Origin of the sequence: Rubritalea sp., from assembly GCF_039830215.1 — a bacterium.
Classification (GTDB): domain Bacteria; phylum Verrucomicrobiota; class Verrucomicrobiia; order Verrucomicrobiales; family Akkermansiaceae; genus Rubritalea.
In genome coordinates this window covers 1-4,367 of record NZ_JBDOPO010000047.1, presented here as the reverse complement: position 1 = coordinate 4,367, position 4,367 = coordinate 1, and the positions used below count along the sequence as shown (strand labels likewise).

Genomic DNA, 4,367 nt, shown 5'->3' with positions numbered 1-4,367 from the left:
GGGTAGAATGGTTCCGTACAGGTTGCGGCCGTCGGTGAGTGAGGAAAAAGACCGGTCAGGATGGATTTTAAAGTTGCCTTTGGCTGGTTTTCCTAGTGCCACATTCCGTCCCTTTGAGAATAGTTCGATTTCGGCAAAGCCGATCTGAGAGCCATGATGGAGACCTTGATTTATATAGGGCTCGGTTGCAGTTAGGCGAATATAGCGGCATCCGGTTTCGGGAAAGCGGCGCATAATGATGGGCCCCGAATCAAATATCGACTTCATGTGGTATTCGACCAAGACGGTCGCATCGGAAAAATCAGGCCGGTTTGCGCCTTCGATGAGTAATCTTTTTGGGATGCCTTGCCCAGGTTCAGAGGATTGGGGCACAGTATCGCTCAATTCAGGGGTATGTAGGTGAATCCGGTTAAGTGTGTGGACTTCTCCGAGATCAATGCTGAGAGTTGGCTGACTTCCAATCCCGCTGGGACTCATGAATGCAATGCTTTGCTCGCCATGTGCAGCATTCAGCTCGTACGGCATGAAGCCATCCACCAGCGATTCTTTGATCCGCGATCGTCCTCGATGTTTGGAATTTGATGAGACTTTGACGGTTTCTCGTAAAGCTACATTTTCCGTTCCGCTAAAGACCAATACTTCCGAGAGTTGTAAAATATAGCGGCCATCCCATATTCTGGGTGATAGCTGGGTGGCTTCGATACGCATCCAAGTCGCTGAAACCGCGGGAAAAGAGACAGAGAGCGGGGCGACGCGAGGAAGCAGGTTGTCCTCGGCATCATAGGTGGCGACCACATTAGATCTTTGGCCGTTACCCACAATCAGCTTAAATGCCACTGGGAATCCGTCGGCCTGCGGGCCTATTTTGGTATCGCGCCAAATGGTGGGTGCCAGCACAATTTGATCAACTGGGGTTGCTTCACCTAGCTCGATCTGTATCCATTCAGTATGGTAGGGGTCTGGGTGGTCCTTGGAACGAAAGCCAACGGTTCCGATGCCGCTACGTAAACTGTAATCAGCAAGCCCGTCGAGTTCGCTATCAATTTCTAGTAGACGATTTTCTAGCTGACTGATGGAGAGGTCGGAAGTGAGCTCATCTGCAAATACGTTGTCTAAAGTCAAAAGACTCACCATTAGGTGGAAGATTAGTCTTTCGCGAAGTATAAGCATAGGTTATTAGTAACATTGACTCGCTGAGCGCGCTATCATTCATACGAATGATAGGAAAAAGTGGGCGTCCAGATCTGTTCGTAAAGAATGCATCCGACATGTATCATCCAAAATGACGATAGGAATTCTGGATTCGCGTAGTAGTATTAATAATAAGATATACCAACTTAAGGTTAGCCAGTTCACATGTTCAAAAATATTATCATCGCCACAATTTTCACTTCGATACTTCATGCTAGTCCTGAGCGTGGAGAGATTATCTACAAGCAAATGTGCTTCACTTGTCATGGGCCAAACCTTGAAGGTGGAATAGGTCCCTCATTGAATGACGATTATTGGCAACACGGCTCATCACCACAAGCTATCCTAGATACCATTAATAATGGCGCTCCAGGAACCGAGATGATTGCCTACAAGGATGTGTATCCAGCAGAGGATATCACAGCCCTGCGCGATTTCATTCTCTCTCAGCAAGCAGGTTTCCGCGAGGTTGTGCGCTCCTACTATGCTGATAATCGTTTCCTAGGTGAACCGCTAACTCCTGAATTGTTTAACTCAACCGAGTCTAGTAAACAAACGCCAATACCAGAAAATAGCTTATGGATTGACCACAAACATGAGGGTGGAGTCCGGATGCAGGCAAAACTTTACGTTAAAACCCCAGGAGATTACCAGTTTAAGCTTAATTCCCATGGCCGTACTGTGGTTTATATAGATGGTGAGGAAGTGTATTCTTATGACCCAGATGAACCGCAGGAAAAGCTCATCAGTAAAACGGTAAAACTTAAATCTGGAACATATTCTTTTGATTTGCTGCACGAAAGCAAGAAACGTCATGGCTGGCGGGTGAGTGGCTCCTTGGTTAATCTCACAGGTGGTGGTAGCTTCAGGCTTCACGGGAGTAGTTTGGCTGGAAGTATCCCCAAGGAAATTCACGCTGGACCGAATGCTAAGGTGATCCGTAAGTGGATTCGTAATATCCCTCCACGATCGCTGTTGTGTCTGTTGCCGAACAAGGTTATAGTTTCTTTCAATCCGGAGGATGGTACGGTCAGTCATGCTTGGCACGGGGCTTTCGTCAATCAGACTCCTTCTTTGCCAGATCGCAGTGCCGCTCCCTCAGAGGTAAAGGGTAGCCCGATTTCTGATCTGGGCAAAAGTCTTAGCAAACCGACAAAATTTGATTTCATTGCATACGAAACCCAAGGTGACAAAGCCGTGATTCACGGACGAGTAGACGGCAAGCTTAGAGCTCTCACCATAGCCCCTAATGGCAGCCAATCCTTTACAATTACTACAAAGTAGAATCGTTTTTTTATATGAAATTATCTATCACACTCAGCCTGTTCTTGCTCTTTGCTAGTAAGCTCGTTGCTCAAATCCCAGCAGGATACACTCTAGAGACGGTGCCGCTGCCAACTAAGGCAGCTACGATTCTCGGTCTCTGCCACAAACCCGATGGCAGCCTTGCGGTAGCTACTTGGGAGGGCGAGGTTTGGGAGTACAGAAATGAAAAGTGGTCGCTCTTTGCCGAAGACATAATGGAGCCTAATGGTATCTACTATGATCAAGAGGAGGACGCCTATTATGTGGCTCAAAAAACAGAGCTCACACGCTTGGTGGATGTAGATAAAGACGGAGTCTGTGATCGTTATGAATGTATTACTGATGGCTTTGGTATCACGGGTGAATACCACGAGTATCATTACGGACCGGTAGTTGATTCCCTTGGTCGTAAATATGCATCGCTCAATCTCGCTGCCAGAGGTGACTACACGGTGCCAGATGGAAAAGAGAAAGGTATTGGAGGTGGCAATATGGCTTACACGGCTCCTTGGCGTGGATGGGTTTACCGATCAGATCGACCTGGCCACTTTCAACCGATAGCCTCTGGATTCCGTTCTCCCTGTGGTATTGGCATGAGCCCGGAAGATGACTTATTTATCACCGATAACCAAGGCGACTGGGTTGCTGACTGTTGTCTCTACCATGTGCGTGAAGGGAACTTCTACGGGCACCCGGCCTCGCTCCCTGAGCGACCTGACTTTACTAAAGAAAGTGTCAGTAAAATGTCGGCAGCCGACTTTGCCAAGATCCGCAGTCTTCCTGCCGTTTGGTTTCCTCGCGAAGTGATTTCGAACTCACCTGGTAGTCCAGTTTGGGACACAACGGGTGGGAAATTTGGACCATTTCATGGGCAGATTTTTATCGGTGACCAAACCCAGTCGAACTATTTCCGCTGTGGTGTTGAAGAGGTTGGTGGGGACTATCAAGGTTGGTGTGTCGATTTCCTCCGTGGAACTACTTCTGGTCCTGTGAAGATGTCCTTCGATGCACAAGGTCGCTTATGGTCGGCTCAAGTTGGCCGTGGATGGCGCAGTAGAGGAGGCAAACGCACAGCTCTTCAGTACGCTGAGTGGGACGGCAAGACAGTCCCATTTGCTATTCACTCCGCTAAGCTTACTCAGACGGGTTTCAAGGTGAACTTTACCCAAGCAATTGGAGAGGAAGTCATCCCTACAGTTTCCAGCTGGAAGTATCATTACTACAGTACCTATGGATCTCCGAAGGTGGATGAAAAGAAGTTAGCTGTGAGCAACTATAATCTCTCTGAAGACCGAAAGACTGTGACGTTTGATGTGCCACTGCATCCTGGAAACGTCTATGCTTTGGAATTTTCCGACCAAAATAATGCGTCGGCCAAGCTGCTTGATTTCGACACTATTTTCTACACTCTAAATAAAACGCTCCCGACAAAACAGGCAGCACCCCGCGCCAAGTCACCGATTCTTCTCACAGGTTCGGGCTGGATACGAAATGATGGTCGCCGTCCCCAGCCACCGGTTGTCGAGCCCTTGCCAGCTGAGGACTGTGTTCTAGCAGTACCCCAGGGGGCCACAGTGTTGGATGCGTCTCAGTGGAGTAACCCAAACTGGCAGTTTGATGCTCAAGGCGTAATGCCGCGTAGCAAAGGGAATAACTTGACCAAGGAGGCCTATGGCTCTTCCCGAATCCATCTCGAGTTTCGTTTCGATCCTTCAGATGATCCCCAGTGGAATGGGCAGCTCTATGGGAATTCCGGCATTTTTCTCATGTCAGGTTATGAGCTTCAGGTGATGAATGGTTATAAAAACCCCACCTGTGCTGACGGGAGTTGCGGGGCCATCTATGGCCAACACCCGCCTCGCGTCAATGCT

General features: G+C 48.5%; 3 protein-coding genes. 2 read left to right on the top strand and 1 reads right to left on the bottom strand.

Annotation, left to right across the window (positions count from 1 at the left end):
* Positions 1-1,170: discoidin domain-containing protein (locus tag ABGY95_RS01235; protein WP_347439857.1), on the bottom strand; the 1,170-nt coding region annotated here is incomplete at its 3' end.
* A gap of 186 nt (positions 1,171-1,356) precedes the next feature.
* On the opposite strand from ABGY95_RS01235, the gene ABGY95_RS01230 reads away from it, so the two are divergent.
* Together ABGY95_RS01230 and ABGY95_RS01225 are read left to right on the top strand one after the other, a co-directional pair.
* Positions 1,357-2,475: a c-type cytochrome gene (locus ABGY95_RS01230; RefSeq protein ID WP_347439856.1), complete on the top strand. Its 1,119-nt coding sequence runs from the start codon at positions 1,357-1,359 to the stop codon at positions 2,473-2,475.
* A 14-nt stretch (positions 2,476-2,489) separates the two neighbouring features.
* The coding region (locus ABGY95_RS01225; RefSeq protein ID WP_347439855.1) for a family 16 glycoside hydrolase at positions 2,490-4,367 on the top strand (1,878 nt) is incomplete at its 3' end.